The organism is Ruegeria sp. K7, from assembly GCF_056531785.1.
This window is the reverse complement of record NZ_JBQFMJ010000002.1, coordinates 117,701-134,896: the sequence shown is the minus strand read 5'-3', so window position 1 is coordinate 134,896 and position 17,196 is coordinate 117,701. Positions and strand designations below refer to the sequence as shown.

The window sequence follows — 17,196 nt, the reverse complement described above, 5'->3', positions numbered from 1 at the left end:
ACACACTTGTCCCGATGGTTCTGGAACCGCACCTGGCCCTAGTAGTCGCGTTCGAAAAAGACGCCCAAACCTGTTTCACCACGCCCGTCGACCGTTCCTCGCACGGTGAAACTGTCAGTAACATCCAGATTCAGGTTCACTTCGGTGTCGCCTTCGGTGTTGACCGTGAAATCAGTGTAGAGGTTGTCGCTCAGATAAGCGCCTGCGCCCAGACGGCCCGCACCGCTCTCCGAGGCGCCAATGTCGACGGTATCCACGCCCGTCGCATCGCGCAGCCCTTTGGTTGCGTCCCCGCCTGCACCGCTGAGTTGCGCCAGCGACGCTGCCATTTGCGCGATCACAAAGGGTGAAAGTTCGGAAAAGCGATTGCCGAACAACAATATCGCCAGGGCCTCTTCCGCAGGGCGTTCAGGGTCGGAAAATATGTCGACCTGAGGCGCATCCAATGGCCCCGCAATTTCAATCGTGGCAGTGCCGTCCGACGTGCTGGTTGAGGATTCGAACTCGATATAGGGCGTCAGGTCGCCCTGAAGTGTCACGACACCCTTGGTCAGCGCCAGCCTGCGCCCCAGAATGTCGAAGTTACCCCGGATAAGCTCAATCTGACCGGACGGCACGATGGATGCCGTGGTTCCACCGATATTGATTCTGCCCCCAAGTTCAGCGTTTACACCGCGGCCGCGCACAAACACGGCTTTGGGGGCCAGCAGGCTGACGTCCAGCGCAATCCGGGAATCGCTTTTGGCTTTGTCGCCGGTCACGACCAGCTGCGCGCGTTCCCGGGTCAGGAAGCCAGCCGCGCTTTCGTTGACATGCGTGATGTTGGGAATGGGTGCCGCGCCCACCGCGCCGGAGGCTGCGGCGAGATTGATATTGGTCTCGTCGAATGTGATCTGCCCGGCAACCGAGCTGTTGCCCGCCAAAGCGCCGGTCATGGCGACCTGGCCGTTCAGCGTCGTTTCATATAGCAGCCTGTCCGTCAGCGCGAGGCTGTTGAGAACGGTCGTGATGTTGGCATTGAAGGGTGGCGTCAGGTCTATTGGGCCGTTGACCGTAAAGGACCCGCCAGCCTGCATCCCACCGTTCAGCGCGACGGTAGCGCGGCTTTGCGCCAGGTCGACCGAACCGCTGATCCCCGTCACGGTCTGTCCAGCCGCAGGAATGGCCAGAGCTGTACCGGAGGTTGTAACCGTTCCGCTTAAGGCCGCCAGTGACGGAGCGCCTTTCAGCGAAAGATCAAACCGCGCCTGACCATCGATCTTGTTGGGTGTGATAAACACATTGGCGATGCCAAGGTTCAAACCACCTTGCGCGGTCAGGTCGGCCTGACCGGTGGTCTCGCTAAATGTCCCCGAGACATCGCCGCTGATTTCCGCAGGTCCATCGGCCTTGGCGCTGATGGTCCAGACGCCGTTGTCTCGTTTTGCCGTACCCTTGGCCGCAATTGTCCCCGGAAACTCGGGCACAAACCGTTCGATTTTGTTGAACCGGGCGTCAAATTCCAGATCGGCGTTTCCGTCCAGTCCAACATTGCCGTCCAGACTGGCATAGGAGCTGTCAGGGCCTCGCAGGCTAACGGTGCCTTCCAGCCCTGAACCGTCGGGTGCCACATTTCCGGTCAGGGTCAAAGGACCGGAGAGGGTGCTTGCCAACCTGGCCAGGTCATCCAGTCTGACGTTGAAGGTCAATCCCCCGTTTTCGCGGTTTAGTTCACCGGACGCGTCCGCGGACAAGGCCGTTCCCTGCAGACGGAATGCCCGGATATCGACGGTTTCTTCGGTTTTCTCGGCGTCCACCGTCAAAGTCGTGCGGCCCTGAATCAGCTTGTCCAGCGCTTCGATACCGGTCTGGATGTCGCGCGCATCCAGATCGCCCTTGATGTCAAAAGTCCGGTTGGCCAGCGCGGCGGTCCCATTGGCGTCGGCCTGCACCGAACCCGCCAGATCGCGTTTTGCCAGGCCGGAGAACAGCGACAGATCCGGCGCGTTCAATTGCGCCTGTCCATCAACGGACAGATCCCCTGTCGGATTCTGAACAATCGCCGAGACCTGCGCGTTCAGTGCGGTGCCGTTTACCGTGGCGTTACGGATATCAATTTTGTCGGCGGTCCGGGCGCCATCCCACTCGATAGTGGTCCGACCGGTCAAAAGCGGATCGATGTTCGAAAGCCCGGTTGTGATGTCTTGTCCGATTACGCTGGCTGTTCCGTCAAACTCCAGCGTTTGCACGGTTCCCTGCCCGTCGAGGGTGGCCTGAACTGCGCCGCTCAGTTCGCGCTTTGCCAGACCCGAAAAGACGGAAAGATCCTGCGCGTTGACGCTGGCCTGACCGTCGATGGTCAGGTTTCCGTCCGGTGTCGTGACCTCACCGCTGGCCGCCGCCTGCAAGGTTTCGCCGTTTACTGTAAGGTCACGGATGGTGACGCCGTCCGTGTCGCGCTTTGCATCCACCACAATGGTCGTTTCGCCGGCAATCACCGGATCGATATCGTCCCGGCCCGTCAACAGATCGCGGGCCTCGACGTTCAGCTTACCGTCAAAGCTGCCTTCCAGCGGTGATCCATTACCCTCGACCCGGGCCGAGACCTGTCCGCCCAGATCAAGCTTGGCCAGTTCCGAGAACCGGGACAGGTCCGTTGCGTCTAGGGTCGCCGTTCCGTCAATCGTCAGACCGCTGGCCAAACCGCTGATCAATGCGTCCGCCCCAAGCGTATAGTCCGAACCCACCAGTTCCACCCCTGACAGGGTCAACGACTGATCACTACCGTAGCTGAACAATCCGTCCAGTGTGATGCGATCGCCGAGTGCCGCGTTCAGCCCGGCATCCGCCAGATCGATCCCGTCCAGCGCGGCCTGAATGTCACCTTCGAATTGTAAGGATGCACCTTGTTCCAGTGTTCCCTGGCCGGTGATCTGCGCCCGCTGCAACCCGATTTGCGGCGATTTGAAAGCGTTTGTTGTCAGGCTCAAATCCCACAGGTTGCCGTTCTTCTGATCGAACAGCGCTGAAATCTGAGCCGCTTCGATAGATGTCTGACCGCCCGAAATCGGCAGCACGACAGTTTCGCCATCCGGCGGCGTGATCCGCCCTTGCAGGGCCGCCAGTTGCAGCACACCGCCAGGGGCAAGCTGCAGTTCTCCCTTCAGCTTCAGCGCCTGCGAGGAAAACTCGAGATCGGAAATGTCCAGCGCGCCGTCCGGCTGCGTCCGGCCATCGACAAACAGACGCGTGTCTGGGCCAAAGAACGTGTCCATGTTTTGCGCCAGAAATGGCGTCAGGTCGCCTTTCAGATCGGTTGTAAACGCAATGCCGTCACTTGACGCGCCACCTTCCGCCGTGGCCGACCGCAACCGGACCTGTCCTGCGACACGCTGCTGGTTGTCACTGCTCAGGCCGATATCCGCTGTGAAATCCGTAAGGGGACCTGACCCGGTGGCGGTCAGACCGATCGGTGGGCTGTCGGGTATCTTCAGCGCCGTCGAGATCAGCCCGCCCGAATCCTCGACCACTTTCAGATCCAGACGGATTTCACTGCTCGCGTTCTCAAACCCGGCGGACAGGCTGATTTGGTCGCCGGTCCGGTCCAGTCGCGTGACATCCAGTTTGGTATCCAACGTGCCATCTGCCAGCGACAGATTTCCATTCACGGCAAGCTCGGCCGCGACCCCGATCAGCGGTTGGCCCAGCGACAGCTCGTCCACCCGGATTTCGCTGATTTGGATGGCAACGGGCAATTCAGGCAGCTGGAACGGTTTGGTTTCAGCCGATGGTGCGGGGGTGTCCTTGGTGGTTGCCCCGGGCGCGCGGGCGATGTCGATTTCCTGCGCGGTCAGGGCGTTGACCGAAAAACGGCCGCGGATCAATGCAAGCCGGTTCCAGTCCAGCACTGCATCCTTGATGGTCAGCCAGACGCCTTCGTCATCGGCCACGGTGATTTCTTCGATGGTCGCCCGCGAACTCAGCGCGCCCTGAAGGCCCTTGACCCGGACGTTCTGGTCGTCGCCGGACAGGGTGTCCTGCAGGAAATTCTCCAGCATGCTGCCGCCGCTATCTTCCTGCGCGGTCACGGGCGATGTGATCAGCACCGCGCCGATCAGAACGGGATATGAAAGCCGCCGGATCAAAATGCCTGTCCAATCCCGATATAGAACTGCAACCCGCTGCCGGTGTCGCCCTGAACCGGCCATGCCAGATCAACGCGCAACGGGCCGAACCCACCTAGATCGTATCTGGCACCGATACCGGCACCGGCATGATACTCGGCACCGCTGCCGATGAAGGATGACGTGTCGACCGTGCCATAGTCGTAGAACCCGACCAGAGACAGTGAGTCGGTGACCTTGCCGCGTACCTCTCCGGACAGGCCGAGAAAGGACTTGCCGCCCGCCACGCCGGTTCCCACCGGGATGCCGAGGCTTTCAAAAGGTTGTCCGCGCACGGTTCCCGCGCCGCCCGAGAAGAACAGAAAATCCGGTGTCACCCCGTCCGGTGACGGCCCCAGAACCGACCCCAGCTGCACGCGGCCGGCCAGCACCAGCCTGCCGCCGGTTCCGAAACTGGTATAGCCGCGCCCGTCCACAAAAATGCGCAGGCCGGACTCGGTCTCGGACAGTCCGGCAAAAGGCATGGCATTCGCATCAAGATAGAACCCCCGCGTGGCGCTGACCTTGCTGTCGCGCTGGTCCCATTCCGACCGGAAGGGGAGGATGAAATACCTGAATTTGCGCCCGGAGCCGTAGGCATCATCCGCATCCGAATACTGGAACCCTGCTGATGCCTCGGCATAAAGCTGGTCCGAGAAGGTGCGCCTCGCACCATATGCCACTGAGGCCACGGTAACGTTGTAGTTTTCGGTGTCGCGCCGCTCCAGCAGGGCGCTCCAAAAGGTGCTGTCGTCGGGGCCCAGCCTGTCTGGCTGATCCAGTCGCAGGCCAATCCGCCCATCGATATTCTCGGCCCCGCCAATGTTGCGGATCGCGGCCTCGAACCTCAGCCGCTGCGCGCGCCTGAACACATTTCGATGGGTCCATGTCGCGGTCAGATCAAGACCATCGCGTGAGGCAAGCTCGCCCCCGAGTGTTATACGACGCGGGGGCAGGTCCTCGAACGTGGCATCAAAATCAAGCGAGCCATCAGGGTTGGGTTCTTCTCGCTCCTTGATCGAGACAACATTGAACGTCCCGGTGCGGCGCAGACGGGTTCCGACTTTCTGGACTTTTTGGGGGGAGTAGACTTCGCCCGTGGGAAAACCCGCGATCTTTTCGATCGATCTGTGCCGCACGGTGGTGTCGCCATCAATGAACATCCTTCCGAATGTCAGACGCGGGCCGGGCGCCAGATCGATCTCGGCATCCAGCTTGGATTGTTTGTGCCGGGCGACGACCTTTTGCCCTGCAACGTCCGCCTTTGCGTGCCCAGCGTCTTTCCATGCCTGAACACCTGCGGACGTGGCCTGCTGGATCGCGCCCGTTGTCGCACGTTTGCCGGTAGAAAATTCCTGGGGCAATACGGTCAGCGGGGCCAACGGCTGTACAAGCGCTGTTCCGAAGGTAAAGACCGGGCCCGTGTTCACAGTGATGACAGCGCGCTTGATCTGGCTTGGAACGCTCAGCGAACTGAGATCGGCCGCTTCCTGTCCATCTAGTTTGATGCTGACGACCGGGCTGAAATACCCTTCGTCATACAGGATCTGGACGATGGTGCGGTAATCCGAAAGCGCGGCGGACAGTATTTCCAGCGGAGTGTCCAGCCCGCGCGATTTGGCTGTTGTTACCGAAGAGTTTTCCTTGAGGCGGTCCACCACGTCTTTCGGCGCTCCGGGCGCCGTCAACGTGGTTTCCAGCGCCGCCAATGTGGTCGGCGCGATGGCCACGACAACGCCAAACAGCCAGCACTTAAGAATGGCGCGCGGCCTTCTTCCCTGCATCAAATGGCTCCAACTGCCCCAACTCGAAATCACTTTGGCCGCCTTGTATGGTTCGGCGGCTGTTCAACTTCATGTTAGACCATCTGATGGGGTGCAGGAAAAGGGAAATGACGTGCGAATTGCGATTTGAGGCAATCTTTTGTGCGGTCAAAGACCCGCATTCCGGAACCAGCGGATCAGGGCGTCGCGGTCCTCGGGCTCCATGAAGGTGACATTTGCAGGCGGCATCGCATGACTGACGCCTGCCTGCAGATAGATCTGCTTTGCGTTTCTTGCGATGTCGCCTTCGGTTTCCAATAGCACGCCCTTGGGTGCCCACAGGATACCCTCCCAGACCGGTTCGCGAGCGTGGCACATGGAGCAGCGGCCCAGCACGATGTCATGCGCCTCTTCGAACCCGTCTGCCGCGGCGAATTTTTGTTCATAAGGCGTCAGCGGCTGCGCTTCGGCCTCTTCCAGCGGTTTGTACATCGGCGCGGTGGACAGCCACATGATAGCGATGAACAGCAAGGCGGTGACCAGCCAGGTCCATGTCGGGTTGCCGGCGCGGGCATGGCGGGTGTTGAAATAGTGCCGGATGGTGACACCCATCAGAAAGACCAGCGCCGCGATGATCCAGTTGTATTCGGTCGCAAAGGCCAGTGGATAGTGGTTCGACAGCATCAGGAACACGACCGGCAGCGTCAGGTAGTTGTTGTGCGTGGACCGCAGCTTGGCGATTTTGCCGTATTTCGGGTCCGGTGTGCGCCCGTTCTTCAGGTCATCCACTACGATGCGCTGGTTGGGCATGATTATGAAGAACACGTTCGCCGTCATGATAGTGGCTGTGAAGGCCCCCAGATGCAGCATCATTGCACGGCCGGTGAATATCTGGTTGTACCCCCAACCCATTGCCACCAGCAGCACGAACAGCAGCACCATCAAAAGGGTGGGGCGTTCGCCAAGACCGGATTTGCACAGGTAGTCATAGGCCAGCCAGCCCACGGTCAGCGAGGCGGCCGAGATCAGAATCCCCTGCCACAGCGCCAGATCGGCCTTTTGCGCGTCGATCAGATACAGCTCGCCGCCGACCCAATAGACGATCATCAGAAGCGCCGCCCCGCTGAGCCAGGTCGCATAGCTTTCCCATTTGAACCAGGTCAGGTGGTCCGGCATCCGCTCGGGCGCGACCAGGTATTTCTGAATGTGGTAGAAGCCACCACCATGCACCTGCCATTCCTCGCCATCGGCGGGGCCGGGGATGTCGCGGTTCAGCCCAAGATCCAACGCTATGAAATAAAAGGATGATCCGATCCACGCGATGGCAGTGATCACGTGCAGCCAGCGCACAGCAAAGGCTATCCAGTCCCAGAACACGGCGAGGTCATACATGCAAGAAGTCTCCGATTGCTTGCCGTCACACTAGGCAAAAGGGATTTTCTTCGGTATTCCCGTATATTGTCAAACTGTATCAAAAAAATCGATAAGATGTCTTATCTCGAGAACATCCGTACCTTTGTCCGTGTCTATGATCTGGGCAGCATGTCCGCTGCGGGTCGAGACCTGCGGATCTCCCCTGCCGTAACCTCGGCCCGGATTTCCCAGCTTGAGGATCATCTGGGCGTGCGTCTGTTTCAACGCACCACGCGAAACCTCAGTCCGACCGAACAGGGTCGCGCCTTTTATCCCGGTGCGGTCGCGGTTCTGGATGCGGTGGATGAGGCCGAGGCGCAGGTTGTCCATCTGACCGAAGCGCCAAGGGGATCGCTATTCGTTGCGGCGCCGTTGGGGGTTGGCCGCCGGTTGCTGGCCCCGCATGTGCCTGATTTTCTGTTGGAGTACCCTGAGATTGACGTGCGCCTGCGGCTGACGGACAGATCGGTTGATCTGACCACCGAAGGCCTGGATCTGGCATTTTTCATTGGCCAGCCCGAGGACAGCACCCTGCGGATCAGAAAGATCGCGGATTGCCAGCGGGTACTATGCGCCGCGCCGGATTACGTGGAACGCAGGGGCATGCCGCAGACCGGTGCGGATCTGGTTTCGGACAAGCATGAATGTCTGAACCTTCGTTTCCCCGGCGCGACAGAGTTCCAATGGCTGCTGGAAACACCCGAGGGCCCGAAGCGATACGCTGTATCAGGTCGCTTCGAATGCGATGACGGCGATGTTTTGACCGATTGGGCGTTGTCCGGACAGGGGATTGCGATGAAACCCGCCTTTGAAGTGGCGGAGCATTTGAAAGCGGGCCGTTTGGTGGCCGTTGCAACGCAGACGCCGCCGGTGCCTGTGCAGATGGCATGCCTCTATACCCATCGCCGCCATCAGGACCCCAAGGCGCGGTTGTTCATGGATTTCATGATTTCACGTATCGGTAAGGTCGTGCGCAGCTCGCAAGCGAAGGGTTGAGCCGAAGCTTCCGCCGCCGTTTGCGCCTTGCAGGCGCGGCACAGCGTTGTGCCCGGCGCCGCGGCAAGGCCGCGGCGCGGTTGCAACCTTTATCAAGGCGGGAACAGTGCCCAGCCCAACCGAAGAGGACACTGAAAGGGTCGGCGACCGGCAGGAGGCGTGCGGAAAGCCGTCAGCTGCCCCGGTAGGTCGAATACCCGTAAGGAGAAAGCAGCAGCGGTACGTGATAATGTGCCTCGGCATCGGACATGCCGAACCGAATGGGAACCTGATCCAGAAACAGCGGATCCTCTGCTGCCTGCCCGGTTGCGCGCAGGTAGTCACCGGCAAAAAAGATCAGCTCGTAAGTTCCGGTTTCAAAGTCTTCCTGCGGCAGGATGGGGCTGTTGGTGCGCCCGTCGGAATTTGTCTCCATCTCGACCAGTTTGCGATGGGAGTTTCCCGACACCTGATACAGTGCGATTTTCAGACCTTCCGCCGGGCACCCGCGCGCCGTGTCCAGAACATGGGTTGTCAGGTAGCCTGCCACAGTGATCTCCTTTGACTGTTTCATCGGGTTTGCCACAGTGTGGCGCAAACATCAAAATGGTGGAAATGCCGAAACAACCGGAAACAGCGTTCGGATTGATTTGATAATCGGATACGAATTTTTAGGCTATTGCATTAATCAGGAAGTTAAACCCGGAACGGAAGACGACATGCAGCCCCCTCGTTACCCCCGCGATATGATCGGATACGGTGCCACCCCGCCCAATGCCAATTGGCCCGGTGGTGCAAGGATCGCGGTGCAGATCGTGCTCAACTACGAAGAGGGCGGCGAGAACTGCTTATTGCACGGCGACAGCGCGTCCGAGGCCTTCCTGTCCGAGATCGTCGGTGCTGCGCAATGGCCAGGGCAACGTCACTGGAACATGGAATCGATCTATGAATACGGATCACGGGCCGGGTTCTGGCGCCTGCACCGATTGATGAAAGATTTGCCGATCACGGTTTACGGGGTCGCTACCGCACTGGCCCGCTCACCCGATCAGGTGGCCGCGATGAAGTCGGCAGGGTGGGAGATCGCGAGCCACGGTTTGAAATGGGTGGAACACAAGGACATGCCCGAAGCCGAGGAACGGGCCCAGATTGCCGAAGCCGTGCGCCTGCATACCGAAGTCGTGGGCGAGCGCCCGCGCGGCTGGTACACGGGGCGGTGCTCGGAAAACACAGTAAGGCTGGCGGCAGAAGAAGGCGGGATGGCCTATGTCGCGGATACCTATGCGGATGACCTGCCGTACTGGGCTCGGTTCGGTGATCGGCATCAGTTGATTGTGCCTTACACTCTGGACTGCAACGATATGCGCTTTGCAACGCCACAAGGGTTCAATTCAGGCGATCAGTTCTTTTCCTACCTCAAAGACAGCTTTGATGCGCTTTATGCCGAAGGCGGGGCCGGGGTGCCAAAAATGCTGTCGATTGGCCTGCATTGCCGGTTGATCGGGCGTCCGGGTCGGGTGATGGCCCTAAAACGGTTCCTGGATTACGCGCGCGGGTTTTCGGATGTGTGGTTCGCCACGCGCCTGCAGATCGCCGAACACTGGGCCGCGCATTACCCACCCATACCGCGCGCAAGGCCGACCGAGTTGAGCCGGGAGGACTTTGTGGCCAGCTATGGCGGCATTTTCGAACACTCTGCCTGGATCGCCGAGCGCGCCTTTGGTCTGGAACTGGGTCCGGCTCATGACACGGCGGGCGGCCTGCACAATGCCCTGGCCCGCATGTTTCGCTCGGCCACTGAAACGGAAAGGCTTGGCGTGCTGACAGCGCATCCCGATCTCGCGGGCAAGCTTGCGCAGGCTAAACGTCTGACCCAGGAAAGCACGACCGAGCAGGCCTCGGCCGGGCTGGATGCGTTGACCGACGATGAACGCGCGACTTTCACGGATCTGAATCAGACCTACACGGACAAATTCGGATTTCCGTTCATCATCGCGGTTCGGGATCACGACAAGGCATCGATTCTGGAAGCGTTCAAACGGCGGATCGGGCAGGACCGGGACACTGAATTTGCGGAAGCCTGTCGACAAGTCGAACGGATCGCTGAGTTCCGCCTGCGGGATGTGTTGCCGTCATGAGCAATCGGATCAGTGTTCAGCCGCTGACCGCTGATGCGTTTGCCCCATACGGCGATGTGATCGACGTTGCGGGCGAGCCGGACAAGATCATAAACCAGGGCCAATGTGGTCGGTATCATGACCGGGCGGCTCTGGATTTTGCCGACGGGCGCGCCGGGATCAGCCTATTTAACGCCAATCCACGGGCACTGCCCTATACGCTCGACATGGTCGAACGGCACCCCGAGGGCAGTCAGGCCTTTATCCCGATGACCCACCAGCCCTTTCTGGTGATCGTCGCGCCGGACGCGGATGGCAAGCCCGGGCGACCGCTGGCTTTTGTGACCCGGCCGGGGCAGGCGGTGAATTACCATCGCGGCACCTGGCACGGGGTCCTGACGCCGCTCCACGCCCCCGGCCTGTTTGCCGTCGTCGACAGGATCGGCGCAGGCGCAAATCTTGAAGAATTCTGGTTCGACACGCCCTATCAGGTCGTGCCGTAGCCAGTTGAAGCCGCAGGATAAGCGGTAAGACCCCCATGAAATCTGACAGGGAGGACAGTACTCATGGCCGACACTTCGATCGGTACGCCCGAACAGCTTCGGGATCCGAACTATACACCCGCATTACACAAGGCGGTTCCCCTTGGGATACAGCACGTTCTGGCGATGTTCGTGTCCAATGTGACGCCCGCGATCATCGTCGCGGGCGCGGCGGGATTCGGATTTGGGTCAAATTCGCCCGATTTCCCGGAACTTCTTTTTCTGATCCAGATGTCCATGCTGTTTGCCGGGGTCGCAACCCTGCTGCAGACGGTGACACTTGGTCCGGTCGGGGCGGCCTTGCCCATCGTTCAGGGAACAAGCTTTGCCTTTCTGCCCATCATGATCCCGCTTGTGGCCGGTAAGGGCGTCGATGGGCTTGCTGCCCTGTTCGGCGGTGTTCTGATCGGTGGCCTGTTTCACGCCAGCCTCGGGGCGGTGATCGGTAAGATCCGGTTTGCGCTGCCGCCTCTGGTGACGGGGCTGGTCATAACCATGATCGGTCTAGCGCTAGTCAAGGTAGGTATTCAATACGCGGCTGGCGGCGTTCCGGCGATTGGCACGCCGGAGTACGGCTCGGCCCTGAACTGGTCGGCGGCTCTGGTCGTGATCTTCGTGACCCTTGCACTCAAGTTCTTTACACGCGGGATGCTGTCGGTTTCGGCGGTGCTGATCGGTCTGGCTGCCGGCTACGTATACGCGCTGATGGTTGGCATGGTGACATTTGAGGCAATCGGTTCAAGCTGGAGCCGCGCCTCGGCCTTCGCCTTGCCGATGCCGTTCAAATACGGGTTCGAGTTTTCGTTCGCTGCCGTGATCGGGTTCTGTCTGATGGCCTTTGTTTCGGCCATCGAAACCGTGGGCGATGTGTCCGGTGTGACCAAGGGCGGTGCCGGACGTGAAGCCACCGACAAGGAGATTGCCGGTGCAACCTATGCGGATGGTTTTGGCTCGGCGGTTGCCGGTGTGTTCGGCGGGTTGCCCAACACGTCGTTCAGCCAGAATGTCGGCCTGATCGCCATGACCGGTGTCATGAGCCGCAATGTCGTGACCATTGGTGCGCTGTTTCTAATCCTGTGCGGGCTGGTCCCCAAAGTCGGGGCCATTATCCGCACCGTTCCGATCGAAGTGCTGGGCGGCGGTGTGATCGTCATGTTCGGGATGGTTGTCGCAGCTGGTATATCCATGTTGTCCGATGTGGACTGGAACCGGCGCAATATGGTGATCTTTGCCATCTCGTTGTCCATCGGATTTGGGCTGCAACTGGAACCGGATGCGGTCCAGCACTTGCCGGAAACTTTGGGCATCTTGATGAAAAGTGGGCTTTTGCCTGCTGCGGTCATCGCAATTGTGCTGAATCTGATCCTGCCCGAAGAACTGGCGGATGAGGCCACCGAAGAGGTGTCAGGCGGAATGGCCGGGCATGGCTCGGGCAGCTTGCCCCACGACTGATCCGTGAATCGCAGCCCGCCGTTTGGCGGGCTGCGTCGACTTCAGCTTGCCGCCATCAGGCGCGCGACATCCAGCATTCGCGCCGAAAAGCCCCATTCATTGTCATACCAGCCAAACACCCTGACCTGCCTGTTTCCCACCATGCGAGTTTCGGGGCCCGCGATCACAAGCGACTCGGGTCGCGTGCGCAGATCGGATGAGACCAGAGGCAGGTCCGTCCAGCCCAAAATAGGCGAGTGTTCGGCCGCTGCGCGCAGCTTGGCGTCGAACACCTCGGGGCTCATCTCGTTTTCCAGGGTCACGATCAGGTCTACGGCCGAAACGCTGGCGGTGGGTACGCGCACCGCGGCGCCCGAGATGCGACCGGCCAGATGAGGCATGACTTCGTCAATCAGATGCGTGGCACTGGTTGTGGTTGGAACCATGGACAGCGCACCCGCACGCGAGCGCGCAAGATCGCCGCGCGGCGCGTCCACCATCGGCTGGCTGTTTGTGTAGCAATGGATCGTTGTCATATGGGCCGCGGTGATGCCGCCGATCCCATCCAATACCCGCACCAGCGGAGCCAGCCCGTTGGTGGTACAGGATGCGTTCGAAACGATCCGGGCATTGCCCAGTTGATCTTCGTTTGCGCCCAGTACGATTGTGACTTCGGTCGCAGGCGAGGGGCCCGAGATCAGCACCTTGCTGGCACCGGCAGTCAATCCTCGGCTGGCCACATCGGACGTGCGTGCGATACCTGTGCAGTCCAGCAGGACATCGACCCCGGATAGATCCACACGGGTCAGATCCTCGCTGTGGGTCATCGGAACCCGGTGCCCGTCCACGATCAGGGTGTCACCTTCGGCCAGGACCGTTCCGGCGTAAGGGCCAAAGGTGCTGTCGTATTTGAACAGATAGGCGCAGGTCTCAAGCGGGGCGATATCGTTGATCAGCACCAGCTCGACATTGCTGTCTTCCGGCAAGGCCAGAACCTGCCGCAGAATTGTGCGGCCGATACGGCCGAATCCGTTGATCGCGAGTTTCATGGGCAAGCTATGGCAGGCTGACCGGGCGATCTCAATGCCCGTTTCGATACCGTTCTAACCGCAGGAGACCTGCGAGAAAAACTGGCCCGAGATGTTCTGATACATGCTTGAGCGGATAACCTTGCAACCCGTGGCCTGCTGGATCGCCGCTATGGCTTGTATCGTCCGCAGGCGCGGGGGCGGACCGAAGGGGTTCAGATTGTTGTTGTCCCGTGTGGCGCGGTAAATGACCGGAGCGTCTGAAACCTGCGTCACAGCCCATGTACGGCTCATGACAAATACGGATTTGGTTTCTCCCCTGGCCGCAACAGGTGCGGCATCGAACGCCGTCAGGCCGATAACGGCCGCAAGCACAAACATCGTTCCGCGAAATAACATGGTGCAATCTCCAGTACTATAACCCGAGGATATTTCACCAGATTCAGACGCTTCTGTGAACCCCTGACAGGCAAATGACCATTCTACCCGTTTAACGCCGCGACAGGTTCAGCGGCATGTGCCGGTTAACGTCCTTGTAAAGCAGATAGCGGAACCGCCCCGGGCCGCCTGCGTAACAGGCTTGCGGGCAGAAAGCGCGCAGCCACATGTAGTCTCCGGCCTCGACCTCGACCCAGTCTTGGTTGAGCCTGTAGACGGCCTTGCCCTCCAACACGTAAAGCCCGTGCTCCATCACGTGGGTTTCGGCAAAGGGGATCACGCCGCCGGGTTCGAAGTTAACGATGTTGACATGCATGTCGTGGCGCAGATCCTGCGGGTCGGCAAAGCGGGTCGTCGACCAGCGCCCTTCGGTGCCGGGCATTTCGATGGGGACCACGTCGCGTTCATTGGTGATGATTGGATCGGGCACGGGCAGGCCGGGGACGGCCTCGTAAGCCTTGCGGACCCAGTGGAATCTGGTCACTTCATCTGCTCGGTTGTGCAGCGTCCAGTCCGAACCCGGCGGGATGTAGGCGTAGCCACCGGTTTCAAGGACATGAACATCGCCGCCAAGGGTCAGTGTGACCGTGCCCTCGACCACAAAGATCACCCCCTGGGCCTGCGCGTCGGTTTCGGGGCGATCAGATCCGCCGCCGGGCTGAACCTCCATAATGTACTGCGAAAAGGTCTCGGCAAATCCGCTGAGCGGGCGCGAGAGCACCCATAGACGCGTGCCTTCCCAGAATGGCAGGTAACTGGTGACGATGTCGCGCATGGTGCCCTTGGGGATCACCGCGTATGCGTCGGTGAACATGGCGCGGTCTGTCAGAATCTGGTCCTGGCCGGGATGCCCGCCGGATGGGGCGTAATAAGTCGGATGTGCCATCGAATGCCTCTGGTTCGTATCGGTCGCACTATGCTGGCAATAAACCGGCGGTCCTAGCGCCTGTGTTGCGATAGGTTTGTTCGGGATAATTTGAAGGTGCGCGCCGTGGGGGGCTTGGCCACGGACCAGCGCGAGTATAGTCTTGGGACTAAATCTATTTCAGAACGGTGAGGCGAATATGAAGCCCAGGAAATTGGCAACCTTCGCAGCGGTAATGAGTTTTGGTCTGGGCGTTGCCGCAGACGCCAAACCGCTGTCCCGCATCATATCGGAGATGGGGCTGACCCCTGCGGATTTTGAAGTGGTAAATGCAACGGCGGACCAGTTGCTGACCGGCAGCGCGCGGGCCGGAGATGAACGCAGCTGGGTCAATGACGCCACGGGGTCAAAGGGAACGATCCGGGTCCGGGATGTTCGCGGCAACTGCGTTCATCTGCAGCATTTTATTCAGCCCGAAGGCGCCGAGAGTTCCCGCGAGGTCAGAACACGCAGATGCAAGGACGCCAGCGGCAACTGGATTCTGACGCCCTGACAGTCACCGATTATTCAGTAACCCCGCGCCCTGTCGACTTCGTGCAGCAGAGGCTGACCGCTGGTCAGGCGCCGGAAATTCTCGGCCACATCGGACAATGCGTTGCCCAGATGCCAGCCCGACACATGCGGGGTGATCGTCACTTGGGGATGCCGCCATAACGGGTTGTCCGAAGGCAGGGGTTCTTGCGAGGTGACGTCCAGAACCGCATGACCTGGTGTGCCGCGATCCAGCGCCGCCATCAGCGCGGTTTCGTCGATCAGATCACCGCGTCCGGCATTCAGCAACTGGCTTCCGGGCTTCATCGCACCCAGAAGCGTCTCATCGAACAATCCGATTGTCTGAGGTGTCGATGGCAGGATGGCACAGACATGATCGCACTGCCCCAGCAGGTCGGGCAGCATGTTTTCGCCATGCAGGCAGGTCACGCCCTCAATCTGCTTTGGCGAACGGCTCCATCCCATGACCTGGAACCCGACATCGCGCAGCATCCGGGCGGTTCGCGCACCGATATGGCCCAGCCCCAACACTCCGACCACCGTATCAGGGCTGAAGCCGGGCGCGCGCGGAGTCCATTCGGCTCGGCGCTGGGCGGCTTCATAGATTGCCATGTGCCGCTGCCGGCGCAGGACATACGCGAGAAACCATTCGGCTATGCCCTGCGCCGGTGCATCGGGTTTCAGGCGGGTAATGCGGACATGATCGGTCAGGCCAGGATTGCTGACGATTGTCTCAACCCCGGCGCCGAGTTTCTGCACGAGTTTCAAATTCGGATAGCGCTTCGGCTGATCCTGGCGCAGGCCGACAAGCGCGATCATCGTGATGTCTGCGGCATCGCCAATCGTATCCGGGGTGCGCACGTCCGCGTCCGGATGGTGTCGCCGGATTTCGCGCGCAATATCATCATCGCTGATCCAGTCGGACAATCCGGTTTCAACCAACAATGCCATTTCGCACCCCCATGTGTTTCGATTTGAACGAATGACGTTCCGTCACCCAACTGGACATCTTTCGGGCAGCTAAGTCATTCTCGGTCCAAAGGTAAAGCCCGGTCCGTCGTCGGATCGCGGAAACATGATCGACAAATGACCCGTGGGATCCGACACCGATGACTGCCATGCCCAGCCAAAAGGCTTTCTTTGACCTTGACCCGGATGGCGTGTTTGTCGGCAACGACCCGGCGCGCGGACCGTGGTCCGCCGATCATTGTCATGCCGGCCCCGTTGCCGGCCTGATCGTCCGCGCGGCCGAGGCTGAAACAGGCCCCGAAAAGATGCTGACCCGGCTGACGGTGGACCTGATCCGGCCATTGCCGCTGGCGGGATTGCGGGTTGCCGCCGAGACCACCCGGCACACACGCACATTGGCGACAACACGGGTCACGGTGCACGATCTGGACAACACGCTGTGCGCAACGGCAACAACAATGCATCTTGTGCGCAAGGATCTGGGCGAGGTTCCCACGGCTGAGGTTCACGCACCTGCATTTCATGATCTCGTGACCGGGGATTTTCCCTTGATGGAGTTGCGGCATGACCTGCACTGTTTTGCGCAGGCCGTCGACGTGGCCTATCCAAAAGGCGGCAATCAGGGCCTTGGTCCCAAGACGATCTGGTTGCGAACGCCGCAATTGCTTGGCACTGAACAGCCTTCGCCTGTTCAGTCGCTGTGTCCGCTGGCCGATTGCGGCAACGGTATCTCGTGCAACGTGCAACCGTCCGGCATGGGGTTTATGAACACGGACCTGACGCTGCACATCCACCGCGAACCTGTTTCGGACTGGTTGGCGGCCGAGTCGGTCTCGCACTGGCAGCCGAACGGAATCGGAATGTCGCAAGCGATCCTGTATGACACGCAGGGGCCAGTGGGTACGGCGTTGCAGACACTCGTTCTGCTTCCACCGCGCTAGCGCATACCCTTCGGATGTTT

The 17,196-nt window shown here is 60.2% G+C and carries 14 protein-coding genes; 6 read left to right on the top strand and 8 right to left on the bottom strand.

Annotation, left to right across the window (positions count from 1 at the left end; genetic code table 11):
- Positions 1-38: 38 nt before the first annotated feature.
- From ACR0FE_RS05325 to ACR0FE_RS05315, 3 genes are all read right to left on the bottom strand, one after another.
- On the bottom strand, positions 39-4,124 hold the full coding sequence (locus ACR0FE_RS05325) for a translocation/assembly module TamB domain-containing protein (RefSeq protein ID WP_480911543.1): 4,086 nt from the start codon (positions 4,122-4,124) through the stop codon (positions 39-41).
- Positions 4,121-5,926 carry an autotransporter assembly complex protein TamA gene (locus ACR0FE_RS05320; RefSeq protein ID WP_480911541.1) on the bottom strand — a complete coding sequence of 602 codons (1,806 nt, stop codon included), beginning with the start codon at positions 5,924-5,926 and terminating at the stop codon, positions 4,121-4,123. Before ACR0FE_RS05320 ends, ACR0FE_RS05325 begins: the two co-directional genes overlap by 4 nt.
- Positions 5,927-6,073: 147 nt before the next feature.
- Positions 6,074-7,297: a urate hydroxylase PuuD gene (locus tag ACR0FE_RS05315; protein WP_480524873.1), complete on the bottom strand. Its 1,224-nt coding sequence runs from the start codon at positions 7,295-7,297 to the stop codon at positions 6,074-6,076.
- A gap of 96 nt (positions 7,298-7,393) precedes the next feature.
- Between ACR0FE_RS05315 and ACR0FE_RS05310 the strand changes: the two genes are divergently transcribed.
- Positions 7,394-8,314 carry a LysR family transcriptional regulator gene (locus ACR0FE_RS05310; RefSeq protein WP_480490508.1) on the top strand — a complete coding sequence of 307 codons (921 nt, stop codon included), beginning with the start codon at positions 7,394-7,396 and terminating at the stop codon, positions 8,312-8,314.
- A gap of 172 nt (positions 8,315-8,486) precedes the next feature.
- Here the strand turns inward: ACR0FE_RS05310 and uraH are convergent, their stop codons facing one another.
- Positions 8,487-8,843: a hydroxyisourate hydrolase gene (gene uraH, locus ACR0FE_RS05305; RefSeq protein ID WP_170678585.1), complete on the bottom strand. Its 357-nt coding sequence runs from the start codon at positions 8,841-8,843 to the stop codon at positions 8,487-8,489.
- A gap of 169 nt (positions 8,844-9,012) precedes the next feature.
- Here uraH and puuE point away from each other — a divergent pair, with 169 nt between their 5' ends.
- The 3 genes from puuE to ACR0FE_RS05290 all read left to right on the top strand — a co-directional run bounded on the left by puuE (position 9,013) and on the right by ACR0FE_RS05290 (position 12,404).
- Positions 9,013-10,431: an allantoinase PuuE gene (puuE, locus tag ACR0FE_RS05300; RefSeq protein WP_480911539.1), complete on the top strand. Its 1,419-nt coding sequence runs from the start codon at positions 9,013-9,015 to the stop codon at positions 10,429-10,431.
- Positions 10,428-10,913, top strand: a complete 486-nt coding sequence (locus ACR0FE_RS05295; RefSeq protein WP_480911537.1) for an ureidoglycolate lyase — start codon at positions 10,428-10,430, stop codon at positions 10,911-10,913. Before puuE ends, ACR0FE_RS05295 begins: the two co-directional genes overlap by 4 nt.
- Positions 10,914-10,976: 63 nt before the next feature.
- Positions 10,977-12,404 carry a uracil-xanthine permease family protein gene (locus tag ACR0FE_RS05290; RefSeq protein WP_480911535.1) on the top strand — a complete coding sequence of 476 codons (1,428 nt, stop codon included), beginning with the start codon at positions 10,977-10,979 and terminating at the stop codon, positions 12,402-12,404.
- A 41-nt stretch (positions 12,405-12,445) separates the two neighbouring features.
- Here the strand turns inward: ACR0FE_RS05290 and ACR0FE_RS05285 are convergent, their stop codons facing one another.
- The 3 genes from ACR0FE_RS05285 to ACR0FE_RS05275 form a co-directional block, all read right to left on the bottom strand.
- A complete protein-coding gene (locus ACR0FE_RS05285; RefSeq protein ID WP_480911533.1) occupies positions 12,446-13,432 on the bottom strand; it encodes a type I glyceraldehyde-3-phosphate dehydrogenase in 987 nt (328 codons plus the stop codon).
- A gap of 54 nt (positions 13,433-13,486) precedes the next feature.
- Positions 13,487-13,810, bottom strand: coding sequence for a hypothetical protein (locus tag ACR0FE_RS05280; RefSeq protein WP_480911531.1), 324 nt, complete (start codon positions 13,808-13,810; stop codon positions 13,487-13,489).
- 91 nt (positions 13,811-13,901) lie between these two features.
- Positions 13,902-14,735 carry a bifunctional allantoicase/(S)-ureidoglycine aminohydrolase gene (locus tag ACR0FE_RS05275; protein WP_321251420.1) on the bottom strand — a complete coding sequence of 278 codons (834 nt, stop codon included), beginning with the start codon at positions 14,733-14,735 and terminating at the stop codon, positions 13,902-13,904.
- 178 nt (positions 14,736-14,913) lie between these two features.
- Here ACR0FE_RS05275 and ACR0FE_RS05270 point away from each other — a divergent pair, with 178 nt between their 5' ends.
- Positions 14,914-15,267: a hypothetical protein gene (locus ACR0FE_RS05270; RefSeq protein WP_170807724.1), complete on the top strand. Its 354-nt coding sequence runs from the start codon at positions 14,914-14,916 to the stop codon at positions 15,265-15,267.
- 14 nt (positions 15,268-15,281) lie between these two features.
- On the opposite strand, the gene ACR0FE_RS05265 is transcribed toward ACR0FE_RS05270, so the two are convergent.
- Positions 15,282-16,217, bottom strand: coding sequence for a 2-hydroxyacid dehydrogenase (locus ACR0FE_RS05265; RefSeq protein WP_480911529.1), 936 nt, complete (start codon positions 16,215-16,217; stop codon positions 15,282-15,284).
- 158 nt (positions 16,218-16,375) lie between these two features.
- Between ACR0FE_RS05265 and ACR0FE_RS05260 the strand changes: the two genes are divergently transcribed.
- A complete protein-coding gene (locus ACR0FE_RS05260; protein ID WP_480911527.1) occupies positions 16,376-17,176 on the top strand; it encodes a thioesterase family protein in 801 nt (266 codons plus the stop codon).
- Positions 17,177-17,196: the final 20 nt, after the last annotated feature.

Excerpts from the sequence above, each read along its gene's own strand:
- ACR0FE_RS05320 (WP_480911541.1), bottom strand. The coding sequence starts at position 5,926 with ATGCAGGGAAGAAGGCCGCGCGCCATTCTTAAGTGCTGGCTGTTTGGC.
- ACR0FE_RS05315 (WP_480524873.1), bottom strand. The coding sequence starts at position 7,297 with ATGTATGACCTCGCCGTGTTCTGGGACTGGATAGCCTTTGCTGTGCGC.
- ACR0FE_RS05310 (WP_480490508.1), top strand. The coding sequence starts at position 7,394 with ATGTCTTATCTCGAGAACATCCGTACCTTTGTCCGTGTCTATGATCTG.
- puuE (WP_480911539.1), top strand. The coding sequence starts at position 9,013 with ATGCAGCCCCCTCGTTACCCCCGCGATATGATCGGATACGGTGCCACC.
- ACR0FE_RS05295 (WP_480911537.1), top strand. The coding sequence starts at position 10,428 with ATGAGCAATCGGATCAGTGTTCAGCCGCTGACCGCTGATGCGTTTGCC.
- ACR0FE_RS05290 (WP_480911535.1), top strand. The coding sequence starts at position 10,977 with ATGGCCGACACTTCGATCGGTACGCCCGAACAGCTTCGGGATCCGAAC.
- ACR0FE_RS05285 (WP_480911533.1), bottom strand. The coding sequence starts at position 13,432 with ATGAAACTCGCGATCAACGGATTCGGCCGTATCGGCCGCACAATTCTG.
- ACR0FE_RS05280 (WP_480911531.1), bottom strand. The coding sequence starts at position 13,810 with ATGTTATTTCGCGGAACGATGTTTGTGCTTGCGGCCGTTATCGGCCTG.
- ACR0FE_RS05275 (WP_321251420.1), bottom strand. The coding sequence starts at position 14,735 with ATGGCACATCCGACTTATTACGCCCCATCCGGCGGGCATCCCGGCCAG.
- ACR0FE_RS05270 (WP_170807724.1), top strand. The coding sequence starts at position 14,914 with ATGAAGCCCAGGAAATTGGCAACCTTCGCAGCGGTAATGAGTTTTGGT.
- ACR0FE_RS05265 (WP_480911529.1), bottom strand. The coding sequence starts at position 16,217 with ATGGCATTGTTGGTTGAAACCGGATTGTCCGACTGGATCAGCGATGAT.
- ACR0FE_RS05260 (WP_480911527.1), top strand. The coding sequence starts at position 16,376 with ATGACTGCCATGCCCAGCCAAAAGGCTTTCTTTGACCTTGACCCGGAT.